Annotated in this window: 21 protein-coding genes; 11 read left to right on the top strand and 10 right to left on the bottom strand. The window is 59.8% G+C overall.

Features of this window, described 5'->3' with window-relative positions; genetic code table 11:
• Positions 1–44 precede the first annotated feature (44 nt).
• Positions 45–500: an Lrp/AsnC family transcriptional regulator gene (locus M7H45_RS00265; RefSeq protein WP_298213519.1), complete on the top strand. Its 456-nt coding sequence runs from the start codon at positions 45–47 to the stop codon at positions 498–500.
• A 15-nt stretch (positions 501–515) separates the two neighbouring features.
• Here the strand turns inward: M7H45_RS00265 and M7H45_RS00260 are convergent, their stop codons facing one another.
• Positions 516–1,664: a GNAT family N-acetyltransferase gene (locus M7H45_RS00260; protein ID WP_408832202.1), complete on the bottom strand. Its 1,149-nt coding sequence runs from the start codon at positions 1,662–1,664 to the stop codon at positions 516–518.
• A 48-nt stretch (positions 1,665–1,712) separates the two neighbouring features.
• Here M7H45_RS00260 and pepN point away from each other — a divergent pair, with 48 nt between their 5' ends.
• Genes pepN through M7H45_RS00245 form a run of 3 tightly spaced genes read left to right on the top strand, consistent with a single transcriptional unit; the run spans position 1,713 to position 5,680 of the window.
• Positions 1,713–4,298, top strand: coding sequence for an aminopeptidase N (gene pepN / locus M7H45_RS00255; protein ID WP_298213560.1), 2,586 nt, complete (start codon positions 1,713–1,715; stop codon positions 4,296–4,298).
• Positions 4,299–4,310: 12 nt separating this feature from the next.
• A complete protein-coding gene (locus M7H45_RS00250; RefSeq protein WP_298213515.1) occupies positions 4,311–4,997 on the top strand; it encodes a glutathione binding-like protein in 687 nt (228 codons plus the stop codon).
• On the top strand, positions 4,994–5,680 hold the full coding sequence (locus M7H45_RS00245; protein WP_298213513.1) for a glutathione S-transferase N-terminal domain-containing protein: 687 nt from the start codon (positions 4,994–4,996) through the stop codon (positions 5,678–5,680). The genes M7H45_RS00250 and M7H45_RS00245 overlap by 4 nt, the downstream gene beginning before the upstream one ends.
• Positions 5,681–5,724: 44 nt before the next feature.
• On the opposite strand, the gene M7H45_RS00240 is transcribed toward M7H45_RS00245, so the two are convergent.
• The 4 genes from M7H45_RS00240 to M7H45_RS00225 all read right to left on the bottom strand — a co-directional run bounded on the left by M7H45_RS00240 (position 5,725) and on the right by M7H45_RS00225 (position 10,714).
• On the bottom strand, positions 5,725–6,450 hold the full coding sequence (locus M7H45_RS00240; RefSeq protein ID WP_298213511.1) for a glucosamine-6-phosphate deaminase: 726 nt from the start codon (positions 6,448–6,450) through the stop codon (positions 5,725–5,727).
• An 11-nt stretch (positions 6,451–6,461) separates the two neighbouring features.
• A complete protein-coding gene (locus tag M7H45_RS00235) occupies positions 6,462–7,892 on the bottom strand; it encodes an FGGY-family carbohydrate kinase (RefSeq protein ID WP_298213509.1) in 1,431 nt (476 codons plus the stop codon).
• Entirely contained in the window at positions 7,892–9,241 is a 1,350-nt protein-coding gene (locus M7H45_RS00230) for an aspartate aminotransferase family protein (protein ID WP_298213507.1), read from the bottom strand. Before M7H45_RS00230 ends, M7H45_RS00235 begins: the two co-directional genes overlap by 1 nt.
• 78 nt (positions 9,242–9,319) lie before the next feature.
• Entirely contained in the window at positions 9,320–10,714 is a 1,395-nt protein-coding gene (locus tag M7H45_RS00225) for an APC family permease (protein WP_298213505.1), read from the bottom strand.
• Between the two features lie 221 nt (positions 10,715–10,935).
• Here M7H45_RS00225 and M7H45_RS00220 point away from each other — a divergent pair, with 221 nt between their 5' ends.
• Complete coding sequence (locus tag M7H45_RS00220; protein ID WP_298213503.1) at positions 10,936–11,772, top strand: GntR family transcriptional regulator; 837 nt, start codon at positions 10,936–10,938, stop codon at positions 11,770–11,772.
• Between the two features lie 50 nt (positions 11,773–11,822).
• On the opposite strand, the gene M7H45_RS00215 is transcribed toward M7H45_RS00220, so the two are convergent.
• The 4 genes from M7H45_RS00215 to M7H45_RS00200 are packed head-to-tail and all read right to left on the bottom strand — an operon-like array spanning position 11,823 to position 17,627.
• Positions 11,823–12,977, bottom strand: a complete 1,155-nt coding sequence (locus tag M7H45_RS00215) for an outer membrane beta-barrel protein (RefSeq protein WP_298213501.1) — start codon at positions 12,975–12,977, stop codon at positions 11,823–11,825.
• A 55-nt stretch (positions 12,978–13,032) separates the two neighbouring features.
• Positions 13,033–14,685, bottom strand: coding sequence for a serine hydrolase (locus M7H45_RS00210; RefSeq protein ID WP_298213499.1), 1,653 nt, complete (start codon positions 14,683–14,685; stop codon positions 13,033–13,035).
• Entirely contained in the window at positions 14,685–15,950 is a 1,266-nt protein-coding gene (lysA, locus tag M7H45_RS00205; protein ID WP_298213497.1) for a diaminopimelate decarboxylase, read from the bottom strand. The genes M7H45_RS00210 and lysA overlap by 1 nt, the downstream gene beginning before the upstream one ends.
• A gap of 24 nt (positions 15,951–15,974) precedes the next feature.
• Entirely contained in the window at positions 15,975–17,627 is a 1,653-nt protein-coding gene (locus tag M7H45_RS00200; protein WP_298213496.1) for an ABC transporter substrate-binding protein, read from the bottom strand.
• A 179-nt stretch (positions 17,628–17,806) separates the two neighbouring features.
• Between M7H45_RS00200 and M7H45_RS00195 the strand changes: the two genes are divergently transcribed.
• Genes M7H45_RS00195 through M7H45_RS00185 form a run of 3 tightly spaced genes read left to right on the top strand, consistent with a single transcriptional unit; the run spans position 17,807 to position 21,434 of the window.
• The gene (locus M7H45_RS00195; protein WP_298213494.1) at positions 17,807–18,769 is read left to right on the top strand and encodes an ABC transporter permease; all 963 of its coding nucleotides are present in this window, start codon (positions 17,807–17,809) and stop codon (positions 18,767–18,769) included.
• 53 nt (positions 18,770–18,822) lie between these two features.
• Positions 18,823–19,776, top strand: a complete 954-nt coding sequence (locus M7H45_RS00190) for an ABC transporter permease (RefSeq protein ID WP_298213492.1) — start codon at positions 18,823–18,825, stop codon at positions 19,774–19,776.
• Positions 19,773–21,434: an ABC transporter ATP-binding protein gene (locus tag M7H45_RS00185; protein ID WP_298213490.1), complete on the top strand. Its 1,662-nt coding sequence runs from the start codon at positions 19,773–19,775 to the stop codon at positions 21,432–21,434. The genes M7H45_RS00190 and M7H45_RS00185 overlap by 4 nt, the downstream gene beginning before the upstream one ends.
• 90 nt (positions 21,435–21,524) lie before the next feature.
• Here M7H45_RS00185 and M7H45_RS00180 read toward each other — a convergent pair whose 3' ends face one another.
• Positions 21,525–23,882 carry a penicillin acylase family protein gene (locus tag M7H45_RS00180; RefSeq protein ID WP_298213488.1) on the bottom strand — a complete coding sequence of 786 codons (2,358 nt, stop codon included), beginning with the start codon at positions 23,880–23,882 and terminating at the stop codon, positions 21,525–21,527.
• A gap of 201 nt (positions 23,883–24,083) precedes the next feature.
• Here M7H45_RS00180 and M7H45_RS00175 point away from each other — a divergent pair, with 201 nt between their 5' ends.
• The 3 genes from M7H45_RS00175 to M7H45_RS00165 are packed head-to-tail and all read left to right on the top strand — an operon-like array spanning position 24,084 to position 25,752.
• The gene (locus M7H45_RS00175) at positions 24,084–25,106 is read left to right on the top strand and encodes an ABC transporter ATP-binding protein (protein ID WP_298213486.1); all 1,023 of its coding nucleotides are present in this window, start codon (positions 24,084–24,086) and stop codon (positions 25,104–25,106) included.
• 8 nt (positions 25,107–25,114) lie between these two features.
• Positions 25,115–25,501 (top strand): hypothetical protein, encoded by a 387-nt coding sequence (locus M7H45_RS00170; RefSeq protein ID WP_298213484.1) that lies wholly within the window; start codon positions 25,115–25,117, stop codon positions 25,499–25,501.
• Positions 25,495–25,752 carry an ABC transporter permease gene (locus tag M7H45_RS00165; protein ID WP_298213482.1) on the top strand — a complete coding sequence of 86 codons (258 nt, stop codon included), beginning with the start codon at positions 25,495–25,497 and terminating at the stop codon, positions 25,750–25,752. Before M7H45_RS00170 ends, M7H45_RS00165 begins: the two co-directional genes overlap by 7 nt.
• Positions 25,753–25,889: the final 137 nt, after the last annotated feature.

Raw genomic sequence — 25,889 nt, 5'->3', positions numbered from 1 at the left:
CCGCCGAGGACGCGCCGCCGCCACGGGCCGCCCGGAGTGCTGACTTGACCGAGCTAGACCAGATCGACCGTTCCATTCTCCGCTTGCTGGCGGCTGACGCCTCGCTCTCGCTCAACGAGATCGCCGACAAGGTGGGGCTGACCGCCACGCCCTGCTGGAAGCGTATCAAACGGATGGAGGAGAACGGCATCATCAAGAGCCGGGTCGCCGTGCTGGACCCGGACAAGCTCGGCCTGCCGGTCTCGGTCTTCGTCTCGGTGGAAACCGGCGACCATTCCGCCGGATGGCTGGAAACATTCCACAACGCCGTGAAAACCATGCCGGAGATCGTCGGCGCCTGGCGGATGAGCGGCGATGTGGATTATCTGCTGCACGTCGTCGTGCCGGATATCGCCGCCTATGACAATTTCTACCGCAAGCTGATCGGCCACGTGTCCCTGCGCAATGTTTCGAGCCGTTTCGCCATGGAGCGGATGAAGGAAAGCCCGCTGCCGATCTGATCCCGCCGGCGCGGGTTACCCGCCATCCTGGCGGTACGGACCCTCCCGCTCCAGCGCCACCATCGCCGCGGCGATCTCCCGGCGCTCGACCTCCAGGAAGCGCGCCACCGCCTCCCGCAGGCCCCGATGCGCGATGAAATGGGCTGAATAGGTCGGGCGGGGCAGATAGCCGCGCTGGATTTTATGTTCGCCCTGGGCGCCGGCCTCCACCCGCGCGAGCCCGTGCGCGATCGCGTATTCGATGGCCTGGTAATAGCAAAGCTCGAAATGCAGGAAGGGCACGTCCTCGACCGCGCCCCAGTTGCGGCCATAGAGCACACCCTCGCCCAGCAGGTTGAGCGCCCCGGCGACCGGCCTGCCATTGCGCTCGGCCAGCATCAGCACCACGCGCCCGCCCAGCCGCGCGCCGAGCAGCGGGAAGAATTCCGGCGTGAGATAGGCGCCGCCCCATTTGCGCTCGACGGTGGAAAGGTAGAATTCGTAAAACACCCGCCACAGCCCGGGCGTGATCTCCGGCCCATGCAGGGTGCGGAATTGCAGCCCTTCCCGCGCCTCCCGCCGCTCGCGCCGGACCGCCTTGCGCTTGCGCGAGGATAAAGCGGCCAGAAACGCCTCGAAATCCGCATAGGCGCGGTTTTCCCAATGGAATTGCATGCCGAGCCGGCGCAACCAGCCCGCCGCGCCCAGCTCCTCCCATTCCGTCCGGGTGCAGAAGGTCACGTGCACCGAGGAATAATGGCGCGCGGCGCGCGCGGCCTCCAGCGCCGCCGCCATTTCCGCCGGGCTGGCCCGGCCCAGCAGGCGCGGCCCCGGCACGGGGGAAAACGGCGCGGCGACCTGAAGCTTGGGGTAGTAGCGTCCTCCCGCCTGGGTGAAAGCCTGGGCCCAGCCTTGATCGAACACATATTCGCCGTAGGAGTGGGTTTTCGCGTAGGCCGGGGCCACCGCGGCGGGCGCGCCGCCCGGGCCGCCCAGCGCCAGATAGCGGGGATGCCAGCCGGTCCCCTCCCCTACCGAGCCGCTATCCTCGAGCGCTGAAAGAAAGGCGTAGGAGGTGAAGGGATTGCCGCTGGACGCGCAGCCATCCCATGCCTCTTGCCCGATCTCGGCGATGCGTGAATAAATCCGCGCCTCGGGAAACGTCTGATCCGCCATGCCCCCCATATGCGCGGCCTCAGGGCGTTCCGCCAGAGCGAAGGGAAATGCAAGACGATGGCCGATGGACAGACGACGCCGCGCAACCCGGTGAAACTCGCCGACTATCAGCCGCCGGCCTACCAGGCTGACACGGTTGCCCTGGAATTCGAACTCGACACCGAAGCCACGCTCGTCCATGCCCGGCTGCAATTGCGCCGCAACGCTCCCGGCCCGCTGCGCCTGGACGGCCGCGCCCTGGAGCTGCTCTCCATCTCCCTCAACGGCGAGGCGCTGGGCGATAACCGCTATGTGCTGGACGCCGATGGCTTGACGATCCATGACGCGCCGGACGCGGCGCTGGTGGAAACCAGCGTGCGCATCCACCCCGCCGCCAATACCGAGCTTTCCGGCCTCTACGCCTCCGGCTCCGGCCTGTTCACCCAATGCGAGCCGGAAGGATTCCGCCGGATCACCTTTTTTCCGGACCGGCCGGATGTGATGGCCCGCTACCGGGTCCGCCTGCACGCCGACGCGCAAAAATTCCCCGTGCTGCTCTCCAATGGCAACCGTCTCGCCAGCGGCGAGGAAAACGGCAGGGCCTGGGCGGAATGGGAGGACCCGCACCCCAAACCCTCCTATCTGTTTGCCCTGGTGGCCGGCGACCTCGTCTCCGTGCGGGATGGTTTCACCACCCGCTCGGGCCGCCCGGTGGAGCTTGCCATCTGGGTGGAGCGCGGCGACGAGCCCCGCTGCGGCCACGCCATGGCATCGCTCAAACGCGCGATGAAATGGGATGAAGAGGTTTTCGGCCTCGAATACGATCTCGATATTTTCAATATCGCCGCCGTCTCGGATTTCAACGCGGGGGCGATGGAGAATAAGGGCCTCAACATATTCAACACCGCCTATGTGCTGGCGAGCAGCGAGACGGCGACCGACACGGATTTCCAGAATGTCGAGCGGGTGATCGCCCATGAATATTTCCACAACTGGACGGGAAACCGCGTTACCTGCCGCGACTGGTTCCAGCTGTCCCTGAAAGAGGGGCTCACGGTTTTCCGCGACCAGGAATATATGGCCGACCGCTTCTCGGCGGCGGTGAAGCGCCTCGCCGATGTGCGGATGCTGCGCGCCACCCAATTCCGCGACGATGCCGGGCCGCTCGCCCACCCTGTCCGCCCGGCCAGTTATCTCGAGATCAATAATTTCTATACCACGACGATTTATGAAAAAGGCGCGGAGGTGGTGCGGATGTACCAGACCATCCTCGGCCGCGAGGCCTTCCGCCGGGGCATGGATTTGTATATCGCCCGCCATGACAACTCCGCCGCGACGGTGGAGGATTTCTGGGCGGCGATGCAATCGGTCACCAAGACCGATCTCAGCCAGTTACTTCTCTGGTACGAGCAGGCCGGCACGCCCGAGATCAGCTTCGCCGAGCAATGGGATGAGGCGGGCGGCGTCTTCACCCTCACCTTGCGCCAGCGCATTCCGCCCACCCCCGGCCAGCCGGAGAAGAAGCCCATGCTGATCCCCGTCGCCATGGGAGTGCTGGATGAGGAAGGGCGGGACATGCGCGCCGAGACCCTGCTGCTGCGCGAGGCGGAGCAGAGCTTCAGCTTTCCGCTGCCGCGCGCGCCCGCCGCGGTCTCGCTGTTCCGCCATTTCTCCGCCCCGGTGAAGCTCAAGGGACAAAGCCGCGAACGCCTCGCCTTTCTCGCCGCGCATGACACCGACCCGTTCAACCGCTGGGACGCGTTGCAGCAATACGCCACCGCCGCGCTGCTTGAGGCGGTGGCCGCGCGGCAGGCGGGCGCGGATTTTACCCTGGATGAGGGGCTGCGCGCCGCCATCGCCGCGACGCTGGAGGAAGCGGCGGAGGACCCCGCCTTTGCCGCCGAGACGGTGAGCCTGCCCCAGGAATCGCTGCTGGCCGATGAAATGGAAATCGCCGATCCGGACGCCATCCACGCGGCGCGCGCCGCCGCCCGGCAAGCGCTGGGCCAGGGGCTGAAAGCGAAATTCGCCGAGATTTACGAGACATTCGGCCAGCACGCGCCGGACGATATCTCAGCCGCCGCGATGGGCGCGCGGGCGCTGCGCAACACCGCCCTCGCCTACCTTACCGCCGCCGAGGGGCCGGAGCGCGCCGCCGCGCAGTTCAAGGCGGCGGGCAACATGACCGACCGGCTCGCGGCCCTGGCCCTGCTCGCCGATTTTCCCGGCCCGGCGCGGGAGGAGGCGCTCGCCGCGTTTTATGAGGCCTGGCGGCGGACGCCCCTCGTCATCGACAAATGGTTTTCCGTGCAGGCGCGCAGCCAGGCGGCGGACACGCTGGCGCGGGTGCAAACGCTGTTGCGCCATGAGGCCTTCGACCTGCGCAACCCCAACCGCGTCCGCGCGCTCATAGGCGCGTTCACCGGCAACCAGGCGGTGTTTCACGACAGGACCGGGGCGGGCTACCGGCTGCTCGCCGATATCGTGCTGCGGCTGGACGAGACCAACCCGCAAGTCGGGGCGCGGCTCGTCACCGCGCTCGGCACCTGGCGGCGGTTCGACCCGGCGCGCCAGAGCTTGATGAAGGCGGAGCTTGAGCGCATCCTCGCGCGGGAGCGGCTCAGCCCCAACGTATACGAGATGGCGGCCAAGGCCCTTGCCTGAAGGAGAAAAACCATGATCGAGTTGTATTACTGGACGACGCCGAACGGGCATAAGATCACGATTTTTCTGGAGGAAGCAGGGCTCGACTATAAAATTTTTCCGGTGAACATCTCCAAGGGAGAGCAGTTCAACCCGGATTTTCTCAAAATCTCGCCCAATAACCGCATCCCCGCCATTCGTGATCTGGCACCGGAGGACGGGGCCGGGCCGCTCAGCGTTTTCGAATCCGGCGCCATTCTTGAATATCTGGCCGACAAATCCGGCAAGTTCCTGCCCAAGGCGCCCCGCCCGCGTTTCAAGGTGCTGGAATGGCTCTACTGGCAGATGGGCGGGCTGGGGCCGATGGCCGGGCAGAACCACCATTTTGTTCAATACGCCCCGGAGCGCATCCCCTACGCGATGGAGCGCTATGTCAAGGAAACCGGCCGCCTCTATGGCGTGCTGAACAAGCAGCTCGATGGCAGGAAGTATATCGCGGGGGCGTATTCGATCGCCGATATGGCCTGCTACCCCTGGATCGTGCCTTATGAGCGACAGCAGCAAAAGCTGGAGGATTTTCCCCATCTGCGAGCCTGGTTCCAGCGCATGGCCGCCCGGCCGGCGGTAAAGCGGGCCTATGAGAAAGCGCGGGAGATCAATACCGCCGCCACCGTCTCCGAGGAATCGCGGGCGGTTCTTTTTGGGCAGAGCGCCCGATGACCCGCAAGCTTTATGATCTCGCCGCCGCTGACGGCACGCGCTTCAGCCCGTTTTGCTGGCGCGCCAAGCTGGCGCTCGCGCATAAGGGGCTGGATTACGAGACCATCCCCTGGCGGTTTACCGACAAGGCGGCGATCGCCGCCTCGGGCCAGGATAAGGTGCCGGTGCTGGTGGATGGGGCGAATATCGTCTCGGACAGCCAGATGATCGCGGATTATCTCGAGCGGAGCTATCCCAACGCGCCCTCCTTATATGGCGAGCCGCCGGCGCGCGCCCTATGCATGTTCGTGAAAAGCTGGACGGAGGGCGCGCTGCACCCCGCCATCGCCGCGGTGGTGATGCCCGATATTTGCGAGCGTCTGGACCCGCGGGACCAGCCCTATTTCCGCCAGACGCGGGAGGCGATGTTCAAGCGCAGCCTGGAGGAGATGGCGGCAGCGCGGCCGGAAGCGGAGAAGACCCTGCGCGCCACGCTGAAACCCTTGCAGCGCCTGCTCGCGGGCCAGGATTTCATCGCGGGCGAGGCGCCAAACTGGGCCGACCATCTCGTTTTCGGCGCGCTGCAATGGGCCCGGCTGATATCCGCCAAGCCCCTGTTCGCGCCGGATGACCTCGTCATCGCCTGGATGGGGAGGGTTCTGGCGGCTTATGGGCTGGAGGGAGAGGAGGCGCGGGGGGCATAAGAACGCGCGCCCCGCGTAAGGGCATCAGATCATCAAATGTGATATTAATCGACAGGTCCTAAATCCTGCGTGGCCAGCACAGACACGCGAGGGTGGCTGAGCAGAGCCGTTACCGGCCAAGCGGGGTCAGGCTTACCGTTGAGCAATGCCGCCATCGCCCGCTTTTTTCCGCTTCCCGAGGCGAGGAGCAGTATATGGCGGGCTTCTAAAATCGTCCCAATGCCCATGGTGAGGCCCTCCCGCGGCACGTCCTCTGGGTTGGGGTATAAGAGAGCCTGCGCCTCCCGCGTTTTCTCTGCCAATGTTACGCGCCGGGTGCGGGAGGCCCAATCCGACCCCGGCTCGTTGAAGGCTATGTGGCCATTACGTCCAAGCCCCAGAATGGCCAAATCTATTCCGCCCGCCGCCAGGATCGCGGCTTCATACGCTTCGCACTCGGCCCGCCAATCGACACAATCCCCACGTAGCAACCGGATGCGGGCCGGATCGATTCCGGCGGGAGCAAAGAAATTCCGGTGTAGGAAATAGGCGTAGCTGCCGGGATCGGCCGGCCCCTTGCCCACGAATTCGTCCAGGTTAAAAAACCGGGCCTCGGAAAGCTGTATCTCTTTGGAATGTTCCGCCCGGATCAACCTTTCATATAATCGCAGGGGTGTCTCGCCGGTGGGCAACGCCATTACCGTCCGGGCCTTGGTCTTCAACATATCCGCGACCAGGCCAAACGCCCGCTCGCTGAGCGCCGCACGACCAGGAAACCATTCGACGTTCACGTTTTTAATCCTTATCGAGCCTGATGAGGAAAAATTTGCAGATAGGCGGAATAGAATTCGTCATATCGCGCCTGATGCTCCGTGGGAGCGATGAGCGCCCGTGGCTTGGCCGCTATTCCATATGGGCTCCCTGGGGTGAGAAGAGCCGCCCCTACCGCAGACGGGGAAGAAACATCCCGCAGGGTCAGCTTTCGCCCCAGCGCATTGGCACCCAGCAGCAAGAGCCCGGGGGAATGGGTAAACTGGCCCGAAATGGTGACCCCGCGCACCGGGCCGAATTCTTCCAGAACGTCCAGGCACCGGCGGATTTCAAACAAAACGCCCTCGAAATAGGCGCGCGCGATATGGGCCGGGCCATGGGCGAGCTTGAGCCCGCGGAGAACGCCGCGCAACCGGCTATCCCAAAGCGCCCCTTGCTCGCCCTCCCCTAGATAGGGGGCGAACAGCAAGCCATCCGCGCCGGGTGGCGCACGCAACGCCATGGCCTCGATCATGTTCGCGGGATGGCCCAGAAGATTGCTAAGCCATGAAAAGCCGGTACCGGTGGCCAGCAGATCCATCTCACGCGCGAACCAGCCCGCCTGGGCATAAGGTGTCAGCAGATATCGCGATTTTGGGTCGGGACAGAGATGGTCCGAGGGGGCGATGATGATCGTGCTCGACCCCATCACCACCGAAACCGTGCCCTCCTCATAGCCGCATAATGCATAGGCGCCCGCCACCGAATCCGCGCAACCGACCGCGACGGGCAGGCCCGCCGCCAAGCCGAGCCGGGCCGCCCAATCCTCCCGCAAGCCGCCGGCGCATGAATCAGGCGCGCCGATTTCCGGAAGCAGCCTTGGATCCAAGCCCCAGAACACGCATAAATCTTCGCTCCAGCTTGATTGATTGATGTCATATACCGCGTAGCCCGAGGCGGTGCTGGGATCGGTGATCAACCGCCCGGTTAAAAGATAGCAAAGATAATCCTTGGCCGAGACGATATGCGCCACTTCGGCCGTCTCTGAGAAATGGACACGAAACATGGGCGCCAGATAGCGCCCGTCTATGGGCATGCCCGTCGCCTCATAGAGCGCGCGCCTTCGTTCACTATCGAGGCGTTCGCTCACCCAATCCTCCGCTCGGGTATCGCACCACGTGATGGCGGGACCAACCACCTTTCCTTGCGCCGAAAGGCAGACAAGGGTGGGAAGCTGGCCGGTCACGCCGATGGCTTTTACCTCCCCGGCCCGCTCCGGCCCTAAAGCCAAAAGCGCATCCGCCACGGCCCTGACAAGCGCCTCCGCCCAGGCGGCGGGGTCCTGCTCCGCTTGGCCGGGATGCGCCGACACTGTGGGATAGGCCGCCATGCCAGCGGCGACCTCGCCTCCCGCTTCATCGACGATCACGGCCTTCAACGAGGACGTACCGAGATCCAGGCCGAGGCGAAACCCCGCCGCCATTAGCGACTTTGAGCGATCTGCTTGGCCACGTCCCGGGCCAATTCGAGCGTCTGATCAACATCCTCCTTCGTATGGGCAAACGAGACGAAGAGATTTTCGAAAGCGCCGGGATGAAACAACACGCCGCGATCCAGCATTCCTTCCCACCAGATACGGAACAGCTCATGGCTCGCATGGCGCGCGGCATCCCGGTAGTTATGGATCGGCTTTTCACTGAACCAGACCTGGAAAACCGGCCCGACCCCCACGACTTGCGTGGGAATCCTGGCATCCGTGAAAATTTTCTCAAGACCGAGCCGCAAACGGTCGGAAACCTCGTAGAGCTTTTCATACATGCCCGGCGTAGCCAGAATATCCATCGTCGCGTTGGCGGCGGCGACAGCGATGACATTGGCCGAATAGGTTCCCGCGATCGAAACGGTTCCATCCGCCACCAGCGCCATGATGTCTCGCCGCCCGCCCATGACCGCGAGAGGGAAGCCGCCGCCAACGCCTTTGGCGAAAGTGGCGAGATCCGGCGTAACGCCATAATGCGCCTGCGCGCCGCCCAAAGCGAGGCGGAACCCGGTGATGACCTCATCGAAGATAAGCAGCACGCCGTGACGCTGGGTAAGCTCGCGCATCGCCTCGAGATAGCCCGGCTTGGGCAAGATACAGCCCGTATTGCACATCACCGGCTCGGTCAGCACCGCGGCGATATCACCCCCATGGGTTTCCAGGGCTTCCTTCAACGCCTCCACATCGTTCCAAGGCAGAATAATCAGCCCCTCCGAAAGAGCGGCGGGCACGCCCGGCCCCTGCGGTACCGCCATGGGATGGCGATCTGTCCCCGCCGCGCTCAACGGCGGATGCTTGCTCCAGTAAACGCCATCGGAGAAGCCGTGATACATCCCCTCGAACCGGATGATCTTGGGACGCCCGGTAAAGGCCCGCGCCAAGCGAACGGCGTAAAGAACCGCCTCCGTGCCGGTGTTGCAGAGCCTTACCTGCTCCAGGCTGGGAACGGCGGCAATGAGCTTATGGGTAAGCGCCGTCTCCGGCTCTGTAGGCAGCGCGAACACCGTGCCGCGCGCCGTGATCGCGTCCACAACCGCCTGTGTAACGGCGGGCGGACGATGGCCGAGGATCATCGGCCCCAGGCCGAGCAGATAGTCAATGTAGCGATTGCCATCCACGTCATACAGATAAGCGCCCTCGCCATGCGAGGCGAAAAGCGGATGCGGCTCCCAACCGGACCAAGTGGCTCGCGCGGTGGAGTTGACACCGCCGGGAATAACCTCGCAGGCGGATTTGAACATGCGGGCGCTCTTTGTGTAGCGGTCAGCGTTGCGGTAGTGGCCGGTTGACATGATTGTTCTCCTCGCCACTCAATATACTGGGTATGTATAATGGGTACAATAGCGGCATTCGATTTTATTTTGATTCCTTTACGTGTTGATTTCGCCCCGGAAGAAGCCGGTTTTGCCCGTGAAGCGCAGGAAGAGAGCCACCAGCGCGCCGATGATGATGGAGCCGAGGCCGTAAATCAGAATAATGGTATTCGTCGCCCCGGTTGTGATGGACAGGATGATCATCGCCACGCTGAAGATCACGCCGACACCGGGAAGAACCCCTCCCAGAAAAAAATTGGCGAGGCTGGAGTGCAGCTCACGGCGGAAACACCAAATGGCGGTGAACGCGGTGAGGCCATAAAACAAAAGGGCAATGAGGCCGAGAGCGCTGACAATGTTGGACAAGGCGCTGCCGATGCCGCTGGTGAAAAGAGACAAGGCCAGAAAAATTAAATTAATAGCGCCCATAAAAATCGTGACCGCGTAGGGAGAGCCGCTGCGCGGGCTTGTCAGGCGGAAGAAGGTGGGCATCACCCGGTCATTCGCCATGGCAAAGCCGATGCGGGCTGCGGAAATGACTGCGGCCTGCAGGCTGGCGATGGTGCCGGTGAGGACGACCAGGCTCATCACCGAACTCCATGGGCCCGGCAACAGGCGGTTGGCGATCACCGCCAAAGCGTTGCCGGCATTTGCCTGCAACTCCTGCCCGCTGAGCACACCTTGGAAGCCAAAAGTCGCGACACTATAAAAAATGGCGAGAATCACCACGCTCGCAATCGCCGCCCGGCCCGGATTGACGGCCGGATTGTGTGTTTCCTCATTAACGTACACAGCCGCGTCCCATCCTGAATACATAAAGCAGGCGATGAGAATACCGGCGACCAGACCTTTAACACCGCCAGCCCCTTTGATGGTAAACCAATCGGCGGAAAGCGGGACGGCGGTTTTGCTGGTAAATACCCAAACAATCCCCAGCAAAGCAAAGAAACCCAGAATGAGATATTCAAAAATCGCGATCATCCACTCGAACCGGGCGGCCACGCGGATGGCGCACAATGCCAATAATGTGACCAAAATATCCCAGGCGGCGCCCACGAGGCCAACCGCCAGATTATTGTTAACAAGATGCGGAGCCAATAATTGCAGCGTATAGGTGCCGCAGGGAATCGTGAGGCTGGATGTACCAACCGTGTAATAAAGAAGAATCATCCATCCGGCGAGAAAGCCGAGCATGGGATTGAGGCTCCGCGCCACCCAGCTATAAGTGGCGCCCGAGCTCTGGTCCCACCGGTTGAGCCGCTGATAGGCGATGGCAATCCCCAGCATGGGGATGAAAGATATAAGAATCGGCAAAATCCCAGCGTAGCCGCTGGCCGCGACGATACCCGCCAGGCTGACAGCCATTGTTTGTGCTGGTCCTGAACTCGACAGCCCAATGATGATGGCATCGCCAATGCCAAGCGCGTTACGCTTAAGTCCATCACCCTCCATGTTAACCTCTCCTTTTTTCCTATTCCGTTAAATTTTCCACCGAGAACGGCGCCTACCGCCTCATTATATTGAGTATATTTTCCATGGACGCCAATCACCCGTCAAGCATATCGTTAGCATTATAAAATCCAGCAAAAGCTGAAACCAAGCCGGGCATGGCAGGAGCTTTTGCGCTTTTACGCCTTTTCTGATATGGTCCGGCAAATTTCCAGGAGAGGAAAATGCTGTATCCGGCCGCGGACACTCCCGACAGGAAGAAGAAACTGCGTCATCAGCTTGTTTACGAGATGATCCTGAATTTGATCACTGAAAACAGCATGAATGCTGGTGACCGCCTGCCCAGCGCCACCGAGCTGGTGAAAATGTCGGGAGTTAGCCTCATCTCCGTTCGCCACGCCCTGGACAGGCTGGAAAATGAAGGCCGGATCATCCGCCAGCAAGGCGTGGGTACGTTTGTTGCACATCAGCGCATTATAAGTGACCCGAGCCGGCCTGGCGGACTCCTTGAAACGCTGGCCCCCGCCGATTTTAAGGTTGAACTTTCCACTGAGCTTTTGCGTATCAGCACCGGGTTTCCCAACCGGGAAGTGGCGCAGGTTTTGAACCTTCAAGAAAAAGATACGGTATGGGAAATCGTGCGTTTGCGCCGGGTCCGGAATTCCCCTTCCATCCTAGAACAGGCGATCTTACCTCTAACCCTCGTCCCGGTCCTGGATCATCAAGAGCTAAGCCAGGGGGGTTCGCTCTATCGGTTCCTGCGGGAACATTACGCGCTCATTGATGACCGCACCGAACAATATTTCGAGGTGGTGCGCCCTTCCTTGATGGAACAGCAGGAACTTCATCTGCGCCGGAATGAACAGATCGTGCGTATACGGGGAGTTAGTCTCACCAGCGATGGCACTGCCTTCGATTGCTGGTGCCAGAGCTACCGCGCCGCTGATTTTGTTTTTTACACGACGAGTAACCGAACCGGAGAAATTCTTACCTTAAAAGATGATATTGAATGGTCAATTCAAAATCGGAAAATGAAGTATAAAAAAAACCGGCGGGCATGAAGAATTGGAAAAAGCCGTCTCAAAGACGGCTTTTTCTTTGCTCCTGGGACTTAAAAAATTATTCCGCCGTTTAGCCCTGTCTGGACGACATTTTTACCGTTGCCGCTATTACCGTAGGCTCCGCCTGTGATGAGGTGCAGAAAGCCTACCGATGCGCGGAGGAAGAGATGTTTATATTGCCAGGACGGAGTCGCTTCCACCCCGAATCCTTGGGCGCCGGGCGCAATGAACCAGTCCCCCAGACCATTGCTGGTGAAATATTCCGCCATTCCTCCCAATGAATAAGGAGAATTTTCGAAGTTATAATCAGTAATCAGCGCCGCGCCAAAATTGCTTGTAAAATTATCAATGCCAATCTGATGGTCAACTTTCGCATACACATATTGGATTTCGGGCAAGAGATTTAGATTTCCGTGTGTGTAGGAATAATATGCGCCAAACATCTGGGAGTTCATGAAATAAGGACCAAAATCGGCCACAGAAGTGCCGGTATAGGTGCGGGTGTTCAGTCCTGTCCGGCCGAGATTGCCGCCATAATAGATGTCAAGCTCATTATTGTCATTGAACTGAAAATCAAGCGCGGCTTGGAGGAAGTTAAAAACGCCCGTGTCCCAGCCATCACCGTAAATCACCGTCGCGGTCAGCGGGCCATGAGTGTAATCAACTTCGACGCCCCGGCTGGGGCCATTTTCCACTGAATATAATGAACTCAAGAAGAGATTAGCGTTATTCCAACTGAAGGATGATTCCGGGCCTTCCACACAGTCCACCTCGCCCGCTGTGAGTTTAAATGGCATCCCTGTGGGAGCGATGGTGATCGTCCCCACATAAAGCGGGCTGGTGCCGACCGAATCCACATCTGCTTTGCCGATTGCTTCGCCAAGGGTAGGGGTTCCGTCCGTCGCGGCGATTTCCATGTTGAATTGGATTACGCCTGTCGTCTTTTGCAGCTGAATCAGGGCTGATCCGAGATTCACGCCATTTTCGTTGCTGCCCAATGTACTGGAGCCGCTGCTACTGGATGTTCCGCTCTGCTCATAAAAATATCCATCAGCCCCGCCCGAAAGCTGAATAGGGCCAAGCGGCCCCCCATCGATCATAATGGGATCGGGTTGGCTCAGCGCGAAAGCGCTGTGCGCACAAAGCAAAGACGAGGCCGACAACAATACCAGACGAAACCGAAATTCAAACCACGATGATTTCACTTTTGCCTCCGTATCAAATTATTTTTCCAATTTTCCTATCATGCGATTGAGGAGATCACTCCATAAATGCACGGGAGTACACGCAACCATCCCGATTGACCGTTATTACCTTACCTTCCACCATCGGGCCCAAAGTCAACCGTTCAGGCAGATGCGCCTCATCTCCGATACGAAAATATCCGGGGGATAGCTGGACGAGACGCATATCCCCGCCTGGGGCCTCCACCCCGCCAGGAGCCGACAAAAACAGGCTATTTTCACGCTCAATGATACGAAACCGGGGAAACCAGGGCGAGTAGCTGCGATATTGCCCCACGGCGGGATGAGGCTCTCTCTTTGCCGTCGAGTCCGATTTTTTGGCCTTGTATATGGCGTCGCCATGCTCCCATCCATCCTTGGTACGGCAGAAGCGAAAATCCCGGAGTAAAGGGTGGGACGTGACAAACTGTCCACTCCAATCCCGGTGCAGCGTCGCCTTGATGCCACCGCCGATCACTTCAATTTCATCGTCGTTCGGCGTCAGCGTGACCTCAGCCGGACGTCCTCGCCTCGATCCAGTCGCATGCAAAAATAACCTATGCGAAGTAGTGACGATTCCATCATCATTCGCGCGGAGAAGGCTCTGTTTCATCGCCGCCTCGACCCGTTCTGGATTGCATAATCCGAGGTGCGCAACACGGGCGATCACTTGCGCCACGGGACATTCTCCTGGCGCGTTCGTCAACACCACCAGCGCGATCCGCCTGCCAAGGTCTATCAATAAAAAACTGCTATACCCTACCATTCCTCCGCCATGGCTAAGACAGGGCGAGCCGAGAACGGTTTCAACATTGACGCCGAGGCCATAGCGGCTCTCGCTCACCGTCTCACCGAACAAGGCGATGTCTTCACCCCCCGGCGCACGGTATCCGCGCATTTTTTGAAGCACGGACGATGGAACTATGGAACGCCCCTCGAACTGACCGTCATCGCGGAGCAGCGCGGCGAATCGCAAAAGCTCATGGACAGTCGTGGCGATATTGCCATCCGCGCCGTTGACCTCAAACCAGGGGGCCGGGCTCAGCGCGTCTCCTGGCGCCCATGGCCAATCATCCCGCGCCGGGTTATAGCCTTGGACCAGGCGAGCACGATCCGCATTTGTCACCCCAACCAAGCTGCGCGTCATTCCTAACGGTTCTAGCAGACAACGCCGGTACAGAACGGGCAAACTCTCCCCCGTTGCGGCGCGCAGAATGCACCCCAGCAGGATGTAGCCAAGATTCGAATAGTGAAAGAAATGCCCAGGTTTGCCACCGCTCGTGCCACGGCGCGCTTCCCAGATTTGGGCTAATTCATCAGGAAACGCATCCGCCCCCTTCACCAGGCCGCCCGTATGAAGCAAGAGATGGCGAATTTTGACACCAGCGCCGAGGGAAGGCTGAAGCCAGGAAAGATGATCATTGACGCGATCATCCAGGTTCAAGAATCCGAGCCCGGCGAGATGAACCGTGATCAGTGCCAGAAATATTTTGCTGATCGAGCCGATCATGAACATGTCGTCAGGATGGGCAGCGATGTTTCGCTCTAGGTCCGAACGACCAAACGCAACGGCCTCCATCCGGCCCTCAGCGTCGAGCAGACCCATCACTCCGCCCGGCAGCGGCCATATTTTCGTGAGGCTTTCCGCCCACCCCGCTATCTCCCGCAAATATTCATCTTGATTCTGCATCAGTTCAAGACATCCCGCGCGATCAAATCGTCGAAGGTCTCGCGCCGCACCGCAAGACGCGACCGGCCGCCGGAACAAAACACAACTGGCGGCTTCAAGGCAGCATTGTAATTATTAGCCATCGTAAAACAATAAGCGCCGGTCACCGGCACGACGAGCAGATCACCTACCTGCGGGTCATTAAGGGGAGCGTTCACCGCCAGGGTATCGCCGGATTCGCAATGCCTTCCGACAACGTCGCAAATTTCCATTCTGCCGCCAGGCTTTACCATCGCAGGCTCGAATTTCTGGCCATAAAGCGAGACTTCAAGGTTATCACCCATGCCGCCATCCACCGCGACATGGGTGCGCAATCCGCACTTCACCGTAACGACACGGTATAAGGACACGCCGCTTTTTGCGATCAGGGAGCGGCCAGGCTCAAGAATGATCTCGACATTCTCTCCCAGATGCTTGTGCACTGCTCTTACCACGCGCTCAGCATATAATTCGATGCTGGGCGCATGGTCACCCCGTATATAGCGCTCCCCCAAGCCACCACCAAGGTCATAGACAGGGAAGCGCGGCAGCCTAGCCACCGCCTCTATCGCCGCCTCGAACTGATCGAGCTTTAATACCTGGGAACCGATATGAAAATGAAGGCCACGCAAATCGATCAACGGTTCCGCCTGAATCAGGCTAATCGCATCGGCAACCTGCACCGAAGGTATCCCAAATTTAGATTCGTCATGGCCCGTTGCCATACTTTTATGAGTCTCAGCCACAATAGACGGACTAACCCGCAGCAAGGCTTTTACCGGCCGCTCGGCAAAAGCCTTAATCCTCCGCACGTCATCGAAATTATCGATAACGAAATAACCTATATTTGCCTTGATAGCGGCTTTCACATCCGCGTCTGATTTTGCATTGCCATGAAAGACCATTCTAGCTGGGTCGGCGCCCGCCCGCAGCGCCATCAGCAATTCACCCTCGGCCGCCACATCTACGCCACACCCCTCCTCGGCAAGAACCCGAATTACAGGTGTGGACGGGAACGATTTGGATGCAAAAAATATATGGGAATTGGCGTGAAGCGCCCGGAACGCATTTATATAGCGCCGCGCCCGGTTTCTCAATGAAAACTCATCAAGGACATAGGCGGGTGTGCCAAATTCTCTGGCGACGTCATCAAGCCGGCATCCGCCAATGCGCAGCCCGTCTTTCGGATCGAAAATAGTACCATCCGGATAAAGTGAGAGATCAACCGAGTTGGACACGTCTAACATCAGCTTTTTCTGTCCGATCCAAAATTAGGGCGAAGCGGATTTTGTTACCGCGAGCAGAGTTTGTGTAGATAAATTATTAACCGACCCGATCAAAGGCGACAAAACGAAACCGGTCCAATCCTTGCTGTGGGCCTCGATGACGTCTGGATAATCGAGAACGATATAGGGCCGGTCAGTGTAAATTTTTTCCTGCATTTTATCGACTTCGAGATGCCGCTGCGCCGGGTCAAGCATCGTGCTCTGCGCTTGATACATCTGGTCATAGCCGTGGTCGCAATACCCGCTATCGCTATTATTGCCCAGGGCCGCACAGGTCATCACGCTCAAAACGAAATCAGGGTCGACCACCGGCGTCCAATTCCACATGGCAAGGTCGAAATCAGTGTATCTTCCATCCGTTCCTTGGATTGCCGTGGTGGCGGCGGTCGGATCCATTTTTCGTTGGATGATGGAGACTCCAATCTGCGTGAAATCATTTTGCAAAATTTGGAACGTCCGGTCACCAGTCCCGTTCTCCTCGGTCGGGAACACGACATCATAGGCCATTGGATGACCGTTGGCGAGCCGGATTCCGTTCGGCTGTTTCTTATAGCCCAGAGAATCGAGAATTTGGTTGGCCTTACCTGGATCGAAAGGCAAAGGCTGGATGGAATCATCGTGCCACCCGGTGACCGGAGCGACGATCGTCGAGCCCGCCGTCGCCAAGCCCAGCCACGCGGTGCGGATGATCGCGTCCCGGTCTGTGGCATACTCAAAGGCCTCCCGCACTCGCGGATCCAACAACTCGCGATTATTTTTCTTGCTTGGGTTGGTATTTATGATGAATGTTTTGAACGACACGCTCGGCATCGTCTCCACAGACACCCCCGCCTGTTTCAGAGTGGCCACCGCTGTCGGGGGGATTTGCTCGCCGGCCAAATCAATTTGATGAGACAAAATTGCCATTACCATGGCATCATCATTTGCGTAGAATTGAAATCCTACCGCCTGGATTTTGGGTTTGACGCTGCCCCACCATCGGGGATTAGCCACCAGAAGCGCTGACTGATTGGGAACGGCTTTAGTGAGGATAAACGGACCACCCGAAATTTCAGGAGGCGTGTTATTGAAGGTGGTGATCCCGGTGCCATTGCCCGTTGCCAGAGAAGACCAGACTTTTTTGGGCAGAATCGGAACGGCCTGCATCTGAGCCAATACATTGGCAACCGGCTGGGCATAGGTCAGCACGACCGTATTGTCGTCAGGCGCTTCCGCCTTGTTGAGGTGGGCAACGAGCCCCGCGAGCTGCCCCGTGGGACCATTCTGGTATTGCATGATCATGTTGAGCGTGAAAACCACATCCCGGGCGGTGAGCGGTGTGCCATCAGACCAGGTTGCACCGGGAACCGTATGAAAAATCCACTTCAGCCCATCAGAAGATGTTTGCCAATCCGTGGCGAAATACGGGACGAATTTCAGGTCCTGATCATATTGAACGAGATGAGGGTATATATATTCATAAATGACGAGACTGTAGTCCGATTGGGATACGAAAGGATTTAGCGAATCGATGGGCTGCGTTGCGCCAATGCGCAGAATAAGCGGATCCGCTCCCGCGCGGGCCGCCCCAAGGCTGCCGGAGGCCGCGAGCGCCACAATGGTAATTTGCAAATATTTACCAGGATTCCAACGCTTCATTTTATCCCCCAGAACGCTCCACACCAGACCCCCGCATCCAAGCCGCAGGGCAAAGCCAACCGAGACATCCGCACCGCATCCCCAAGTTCACGCGCAAAACGATTGACGTATGATATTTTGGTTATATTATAGTCAGTATATCAACTGACGGTCAAGCAGAAATTGGAGGACGTCCGCCTTTGGCTAAACGAACAGATTATATCTGGAACCGGATCGGCGTCGCCTTCATCACTGTATTCGTTACGGTGGCTTTTAATTTCGTCTTGTTCCGCGTTCTGCCGGGCAACGCGGCGGACCGAATTGCGCGCATCCCCAATGCCTCGCCCGCCTTGCGGCACGCGCTTGAGGTCCAATTCGGCCTGGACAAGCCTCTTCTCATCCAGTTTCTTGATTATCTCCGCCAGACAGCGATGGGCAATCTAGGCGTCTCTTTCGCCACACGCCAGCCGGTGGCCGATCTTTTGTGGCAATCTTTCCTCAATACCATTCCCATGGTCTCTCTTGGTACGGTTCTTGCCCTCATTCTGGGTATCGCGATCGGCGTGTTTTCCGCGGTCAGGCGGGGCACGGTCGCGGACCATATTGTCACCGCCGCCTCCGTCATATTCTATGCGTTTCCCACTCAATTTCTTGGCATGATGATTCTCATCGCCTTCTCCGGCGTATTGCCGTCGGCGGGAATGGTCGATCCTTTTCTACTTGATAATTCGGTCATCGGCCAGGCGATTGATATCGCCAAACACATGATCATGCCTGTCCTCACCCTCGTGCTCACGCTTTGCGCCGGCAACGTGCTCATCGTCCGCTCCGCTATGCTGGAAACATTGGGGGAGGATTATATTCTCACCGCCAAGGCCAAAGGCCTGTCATCTCTCAAAATCATCTGGTCGCACGCCCTGCGCAACGCCATGCTACCGATCACGACGATGGTGGCGATGTCACTCAGCAGCATCGTCACCGGCTCCATCCTCGTCGAGGTGATTTTTTCCTGGCCCGGTATCGGCCAGGCCCTTTACCAAGCGGTGCTTCAACGGGATTACCCCATGCTGCAGGGCGGGTTCTTGGTAATCACCATCGTCGTCATCCTCTTCAATCTGATATCAGATTTACTTTATTATCGTCTCGATCCGCGGGTAAATTGATCCTTCTTTCTCCTCTTACCTCGCCAGCCAGGATACAGCTTTGGATCACAGTTATGAATGAAATGACAACCTCGCAGCCTCCTGCCGAGGTGCAGGCCGGGTATGGCTTTTGGGCCACAATGGCAGAAGCCTTCCGGGAACCAGGTGCGATGGTAGGGCTGACGATTGTCGCCTTTATCACGATTATCACCCTGGCATCAGGATTTCTGGAGCCCTACCCGCTGCGTGAGGCAAGCTGCCCGGTTTTCGCGCCACCCTCCCTCCATCACTGGTTCGGATGTGACGATGGCGGAATCGACGTCTTCAGCCTGGTGCTGCATGGCGGACGCATCTCCCTGCTGGTCGGAACCTGTTCGGCGGTGATCGCCATTGGGTTGGGTGGCGCCATCGGCATCGTCTCCGGTTATTTCGGCGGCTGGACCGATGTAATTCTGATGAGAATCACCGATTATTTTCTCGTCGTTCCGCAAATTCCTCTGATGATCGTCATTGCCGCCGTTTGGGGAGCGAGCATCTCGCACGTCATTCTCACCATTGGTATTCTCATGTGGACGAGCACGGCCCGTCTGGTGCGTTCCCAGGTGATGAGTCTCAAGGAGCGCAGCTACGTCAGGCGCGTCGAATCCTTGGGGGCAGGCCATACCCGTATCATATTCCACCACATCCTGCCGCAGCTTGGCCCGCTTCTGGTGGCGAACACGGTTCTCGCAATTACTGTGGCTATTTTTAATGAAACGGCACTTTCTTTTCTTGGTTTATCGGACCCGGATGCCATCACCTGGGGCTCCATTATGACTCACGCCTTCAACCGCGCCGCGATTAGCAGCGGCGCCTGGTGGGCCATAGTGCCGGCGGGCATGGCGGTCGCGCTCATCACTACGGGCGGCTATCTCATCGGGCGCGCCATCGAGGACGCGCTCAACCCTCGTTTGCGGATTTCTTATCTTTCGCCACGGGAATGGAAATTATTGCCAACGGCCCAGCCCCGGAAGGGCGCAAACGGATGAACAGCCTCCAGCAAGACCCCTCGCCTATTCTGGAATTCCGCGATTTGAACGTCTGGTTCGAGGGGCGGCACCGCTTCGCTCATGTCGTCAAGGATGTAAATTTTTCCATCCGTCCAGGAGAGTTGATGGGCCTTGTCGGGGAATCGGGCTCCGGCAAGACCACCACCATTCTGGCGGCAATGGGTTTGCTACCCGCAGCGGCAAGGGTGAGCGGCGAGATTCTGCTGGGAGGCCGAAACATTCTCGCCTATGGGCCCGGCTCGGTTGCCCAGCATAGGTGGAAAGACATCGCCATGGTGTTTCAGGGCGCCATGAACGCCCTCAATCCCGTAAAATCTATATCCTGGCAGATTGGCGAAGCCATTCGCGCCCATACCAGCTTGCGCGGGGAGGATATCCGGCGGCGCACCGCTGAACTTCTCGATCTCGTTGGCATTTCCCCCGCGTCGGGCAAAAATTACCCGCATCAATTCTCCGGCGGCATGCGCCAGCGAGCCGTCATGGCCATGGCGTTGGCTTGCAACCCCCGCATCCTGCTCGCGGATGAGCCGACCACCGCGCTCGATGTGATCGTGCAGGATCAGATTCTCAAACTCCTGGCCCGGCTTGCCGGGGAGTTACGGCTGGCGGTTGTGATGGTCACCCATGATCTCGGGGTGGTTGGCGCTGTCTGTCAGCGGGCCGCGGTCATGCGTCATGGCGCGATCGTGGAGCAGGCCGCGGTACCCATTCTCTTCTCACAGCCGCGCCATTCATATACGCGCGAATTGTTCTCCGCCATCCCTTCCTTATCCGCCGCCGCAGAGACTCGCCCGCCCCCTCCCGAAGATCATGCCCCCCTGCTCGAGGCGCGGGATGTTTCCGTAGTCTATCAACGCACGGTCTCGCCAGGGGATCTGTTCCGCCGCAGGCAACCGCAACCCATGGCGGCCGTGAACAATGTCTCGCTCGCTGTCGGGTACGGGGAACTTGTGGCGCTGGTCGGTCAATCCGGCAGCGGCAAAACGACCACGCTCCAAGCCGTATTGGGCATGGTGCCGGTCATTCAAGGCTCGGTGCGGATCGGTCAGATGGAAACAACGGCACTTAACGCACGAGCCTGGCGCCCCCTGCGCCGCCGGGTGCAAATGATCTACCAAGATCCGTATGAATCCCTCGACAGCCGGTATCGCGTGAAGGACATCATCGAGGAGCCGCTGCTGATCCATGGCATTGGCGCGACGGCGCGTGAGCGTCTGGCCATGATCGAGGACGTGCTGAAACGCACCTCGCTCACCCCAGCGGAGGATTTTCTCTACCGGTACCCGCACGAGCTTTCAGGCGGCCAGCGCCAACGTGTGGCCATCGCCGCCAGCCTCATTCTCAAGCCTGAGCTGCTTCTGGCAGATGAGCCCGTCTCCATGCTCGATGTTTCGGTACGAACCGGAATTCTCGCTTTATTGGACGATCTTCGGCGCACCGAACGCATGGGCATATTGATGATCACCCACGATCTTTCCACCGCCGCCAAATACGCAGACCGTATCCTGGTTATGCATGAAGGCCGGATCGTCGAAGCCGGCCCCACGCGGGAAGTGATTCTCTCGCCCAGGGCCGATTATACGCGCCGCCTGCTTGCCTGCATCCCCGACATCGCACGGCCCATTCATGCAATTTGAATGGATGGCCTGGAGGAATTGTCCGGGATTTGAGGATGAAGCCCCGCCGCGGCGGGCATCCCATTCAATCAGTCCGATTGCTACCCCTGCTCAGCCCGGCATGAGATGAATGCGCCGTTCCGCCACGCCAAGAATGGCGTCGCGGCTATAGAGCATCGGCACATATTCCCCCTTTGCCCAGAGCGGCGCGAGATCGCCGTAATGGGTGGAGCGGGGATCACCAGATTGACCGGGCGCGTTGATGCAGACGCTATTATCCCAGGCGCCCACGTCCACCACGATGCGGACCGAAGCCCCAAGATAAACCTGGAAATCCTGAGGGCGATAGGCCGCCATCATGACCGTGTTGTCGCCGCCTCCCATGGGCAGCGGTCCGATCGTGAGGGGCGCCGCCTCCGAGATGGGCAGGAGCGGCGCCAGAGCGGAAGTGAACCTGGCTTGATGGAGCCGTCCCCAGGACCAAGCCCCCGGATCCGGCCCCAGCCGTTCCCGCGCATCGCGCCACGCTGCGGCCAGGGTGACGCGCAGGAGATCATCACGCGCTGCCGCAGACTCTAAAAACCGTCCTGGCGTCTCGATCTCATCAAGGGCGGTTTCGTCATCCGCCTCGGCTAAGATGACGGTGCGCGCGGCTTTATCGGACACCGCCAGGGAAATCAGCCCCGGCTTGAGATGCGCGCTCCACCACAGCTCGAACAAAGCGGCCGGGGCGCTTTCCGCCCGCAACGCTCCATCCCAACCGCGCAGCTGCGCCAAGGCGGCAAGGGTTTCAACATCTTTCCCTTCCAGACGGGCAAGCACGGCCAGCGCGCGCCGCGCGATTAGCGAGACGACATCCGTTTGCAACGATTTAGCCTCGGCCACGCCATGAGCCGCGTCCGTGCCGAGCACCTCCGCAATGCGCCGGGCGCGCGAGGGCCCGGCCCATTCATAGCCAATCGCCTCGGGCGGGGTGGGCCAATCCGGCGACACGTTCATCTCATTGGCGGTGGCTAAGACGCCACGCACCGGATTCTCCGCCCAGGGAAGGCGCTCGGGGTCGAGAAAACCTTGCCACTCGAAGCGGCCATCGCCTGGCACCGGCAACAGCCCCGTCCAGCCCACGCGGACCGGGCTATAGCCGGCGGTCACCCAACCAATATTCCCCTCCGCATCGGCGTAAACCTGATTGACGGCGGGCACGCCCCATTGCCGCATGGCGGCGCGGAACGGGGCGAATCCCCGGCTGCGCATCGAGATCAGGCTGGCGGCATAGGGGGCGGCGCCGGGCTCGGTGAACACGGTGCGCACCGCATAGGCACGCCGCCGGACCAGATCCTCATGGATCACAGGACCGTGGCGGGTGAATTTTAAGATGACAGGCTGGGCGGCGCAGCCCCTGACATCCGCCTGCTCGGTAACGACGCGCATCTTCTCCCAGCCCCCCTGATAGGCATAATGCTCCGGGTCGCCGGGCCGCGTCTCGTACACATAAATATCCTCGACATCCGGCCCCAAGAACAATGTCAGGCCAAACGCCGCATAGCCGTTATGGCCCATCATGATGCCAGGAAAAGACGGCTCGCCCGCGCCGATCGCATCGAAGCCAGGCATGGTGAGATGAATGAGATAGCGCAATGAGGGGACGGAATGGAGACGGTGCGGATCGCTCGCCAAAAGGGCTCTGCCTGTCCCGCTGCGCTCACCATTCACGACCCAGTTATTGGAGCCTTGCAGCCCAGCGGAACCGTCTTCCAGCGCCGTTACATCCCGCCAGCGCGCCACCTCGGCGAGGGTGGCCGCCAACCGCGCGCGGCTGAAGGTGACCGGCGCGGTGGAAAGCGCATGGATATGCATGACCTCGGGAGGAATGGCGGCAAGATCGAGGCCTTCCGCCGGAATGGGGGTGACCGGCGGCTCGAGATGGACGCGCAGCAGGTCGGTGCGAGCATCAGCCCGGGCCATGACCTGCGCCCGCGCCAGTTCCGAGCCGGCATTGCCGACCCAGCCATGGGTACGCACCCGCACCACATCCTCCGGCCGCCAGCGTTGCGGCTTGGTGCCCATGAGCCCGAATTCGGGCGGTAGGCGAGCCGGCTCCGCCTCGGTAAGGGCAATATAGGCGTTGATGCCAGCGGCGAAGGCCGTGCAGATCGCCTCGGCATCCTCGCCATAGCTGCGCCATTCTTGGCCCATATCGCCGCGGTAGAGAAATAGCCGGGCGGCGCGATCCTGCTCCAGATACCCCGGGCCGAAATCCGCCGCGAGCAAGCCGAGTCCGCGCTTGCGCCCCAGATCAATCTGCCACAGGCGGTCCCGCGCCGTGTTAAAGCCTTGGGCAAAGAATAAATCCGGCAGGGAACTGGCGGTGATGTGCGGAATTCCCCAGCGGTCGATGACGATCTCGACCGGATTCTCAAGGCCCGGAATATCGAGACATTCCTCCGTCAGCGGCGGACAAGGGGGCATCGCGTTTCTCCGGTTGCACAGGCCGCCGCCACCGATAGCTTCGCCGCCGCGCGCCTGTCAAAATGGAGAAATGAGTATCAGGAATACTATCTTCTCGTTGACAATCAGAGCGGACTCGGTGACATATTATTGAACACGTTCTGGGCGCAGGAATAAGGGCAATTCAATGAATTACGCTGGAGCGATTTTCTGGGCCCGCGCGTGACGGACACCAAGCCGCATCACTGCATCGAGATTCACGCCGTCGATAAAATTTTTGGCGCCGGAACGGAAGGGCATAAAGCCCTCGACGGAGTCAGCCTCGATATCTACGACAAGGAGTTCTTCACCCTCCTCGGCCCGTCCGGCTGCGGCAAAACGACCCTGCTGCGTATGCTGGCTGGGTTCGAGACGCCGACCCGTGGCGAAATCCGGCTGCATGGAAGGCCGGTGGCAAATCTGCCGCCGCGGGCGCGGCCGGTCAACATGGTGTTTCAGAATTACGCTCTGTTTCCGCATTTGACGGTAACACAGAATATTGCCTTTGGTCTTGAAATGCTGGGCTGGAAAAAGGAGCGCATCGCGGCGCGGGTCACCGCGATGCTCGCTTTGGTGCGGCTGGAGGCGTTTCGGTCGCGCAAGCCAGCCCAGCTTTCCGGCGGCCAGCAACAGCGTGTGGCACTCGCCCGCGCCCTCGCCCCGCAGCCCGAGTTGCTGTTGTTGGACGAACCGCTCTCCGCCCTCGACCTCAAGCTGCGCAAGGAAATGCAGGGCGAGCTGAAACGCTTGCAGCGCGAAACCGGCATCACCTTCGTACTGGTCACCCATGATCAGGAAGAGGCGCTGGCGATGTCTGACCGGCTCGCCGTGATGAATAAGGGGCGGGTACTGCAAACCGGCACGCCAGATGAGATCTATCACCGGCCGGTCTCGCGCTTCGTGGCGGATTTCATAGGCGAGGCGAATCTCATTCCCGGCGCGGCCCTACACCGGGACGGAATTTTCGCCGTGCGGCCAGAACAGGTTACCCTTGCTTCCACCCCCGCCGGACCGGCCCGGCTCGAGGGCGAAGTACGGGAAGCCGTGTTTCTTAGCGCTGATACGATGTATGAAATCGCCGTGCCGCAAGGGAGCGAAATATTAACAATTCGCGCCCGCCTGCGCAGAAGCGCGGCGGAAGCGAGACCAGGGCAAACCGTGCGGCTCCACTGGCCGGACGAGGCCGAGTGGCAGTTGGATGAGTGAGGCTGGCCATGCGGGCTAAAACGGCGCTCGCCCTTCTCTCGCCCGCCATCGCTATCATTTTCGTCTTCATGGCGATCCCGCTGCTGATCGCCTTAATCTATTCCTTCGCCACCGCCGATACCTATGGCGGCGTCACTTGGCCGCCCAGCGTCAGCGCCTACGTGCAGATGCTCTTCACGCAGGATTTCGATGGTAGCCTGATTTTCACGCCGAGCTACCTGCTCATCGTCTGGCGTTCCATCTACCTTGCCACGCTCGCCACCGTGCTGTCTCTGGCGGTTGGCTTTCCGGTGGCCTGGTATATCGTTTGCCAGCCCGCCAGCCGGCGCCGCCTGCTTCTCACGCTGGTGACCTTGCCGTTCTGGATTAACACACTGATCCGTACCTATTGCTGATTCTCATTCTGCGTGATGAGGGGCTGATCAATAACGTGTTATCCTGGCTCAGGGTCATCAGCCATCCTCTGCCTCTCTTATACAATCAGCCGGCCATTCTATTGGGGCTGGTCTATACTTTCCTGCTTTTCATGGTGTTGCCGATCTATGCCACTTTGGAACGTCTAGATCCCCGCCTGGTCGAAGCCGCCTTCGATCTTTACGCCACCCGTTACCGGGTATTAAGGCGTGTGGTCTGGCCCTTGGCCTGAGGTGGCCGGCTTTGTCTGAACACCGTTTCGCAATCTATAAGTGGAAGCTCTGCCGGTTTGGTTGGTAATATGCCGGTATCTGGGCCTCGCGCAAGAAGGGCGTAGCCCGACTGGAGCGAGGCCCAGATACCGGCGGC

It is taken from the genome of Acidocella sp. (assembly GCF_027352905.1).
Taxonomy (GTDB): domain Bacteria; phylum Pseudomonadota; class Alphaproteobacteria; order Acetobacterales; family Acetobacteraceae; genus Acidocella.
The sequence above is the reverse complement of the archived record's forward strand: the minus strand, read 5'-3'. Positions and strand labels throughout refer to the sequence as shown.

What these genes read in the sequence shown, in the direction of transcription:
- lysA (WP_298213497.1), bottom strand. Translation starts at nt 15,950, where the DNA reads ATGTTAGACGTGTCCAACTCGGTTGATCTCTCACTTTATCCGGATGGT.
- M7H45_RS00180 (WP_298213488.1), bottom strand. Translation starts at nt 23,882, where the DNA reads ATGCCCCCTTGTCCGCCGCTGACGGAGGAATGTCTCGATATTCCGGGC.
- M7H45_RS00235 (WP_298213509.1), bottom strand. Translation starts at nt 7,892, where the DNA reads ATGGCGGCGGGGTTTCGCCTCGGCCTGGATCTCGGTACGTCCTCGTTG.
- M7H45_RS00230 (WP_298213507.1), bottom strand. Translation starts at nt 9,241, where the DNA reads ATGTCAACCGGCCACTACCGCAACGCTGACCGCTACACAAAGAGCGCC.
- M7H45_RS00190 (WP_298213492.1), top strand. Translation starts at nt 18,823, where the DNA reads ATGAATGAAATGACAACCTCGCAGCCTCCTGCCGAGGTGCAGGCCGGG.
- M7H45_RS00210 (WP_298213499.1), bottom strand. Translation starts at nt 14,685, where the DNA reads ATGCAGAATCAAGATGAATATTTGCGGGAGATAGCGGGGTGGGCGGAA.
- M7H45_RS00250 (WP_298213515.1), top strand. Translation starts at nt 4,311, where the DNA reads ATGATCGAGTTGTATTACTGGACGACGCCGAACGGGCATAAGATCACG.
- M7H45_RS00170 (WP_298213484.1), top strand. Translation starts at nt 25,115, where the DNA reads ATGCGGGCTAAAACGGCGCTCGCCCTTCTCTCGCCCGCCATCGCTATC.
- M7H45_RS00200 (WP_298213496.1), bottom strand. Translation starts at nt 17,627, where the DNA reads ATGAAGCGTTGGAATCCTGGTAAATATTTGCAAATTACCATTGTGGCG.
- M7H45_RS00225 (WP_298213505.1), bottom strand. Translation starts at nt 10,714, where the DNA reads ATGGAGGGTGATGGACTTAAGCGTAACGCGCTTGGCATTGGCGATGCC.
- M7H45_RS00220 (WP_298213503.1), top strand. Translation starts at nt 10,936, where the DNA reads ATGCTGTATCCGGCCGCGGACACTCCCGACAGGAAGAAGAAACTGCGT.
- M7H45_RS00185 (WP_298213490.1), top strand. Translation starts at nt 19,773, where the DNA reads ATGAACAGCCTCCAGCAAGACCCCTCGCCTATTCTGGAATTCCGCGAT.
- M7H45_RS00260 (WP_408832202.1), bottom strand. Translation starts at nt 1,664, where the DNA reads ATGGGGGGCATGGCGGATCAGACGTTTCCCGAGGCGCGGATTTATTCA.
- M7H45_RS00245 (WP_298213513.1), top strand. Translation starts at nt 4,994, where the DNA reads ATGACCCGCAAGCTTTATGATCTCGCCGCCGCTGACGGCACGCGCTTC.
- pepN (WP_298213560.1), top strand. Translation starts at nt 1,713, where the DNA reads ATGGCCGATGGACAGACGACGCCGCGCAACCCGGTGAAACTCGCCGAC.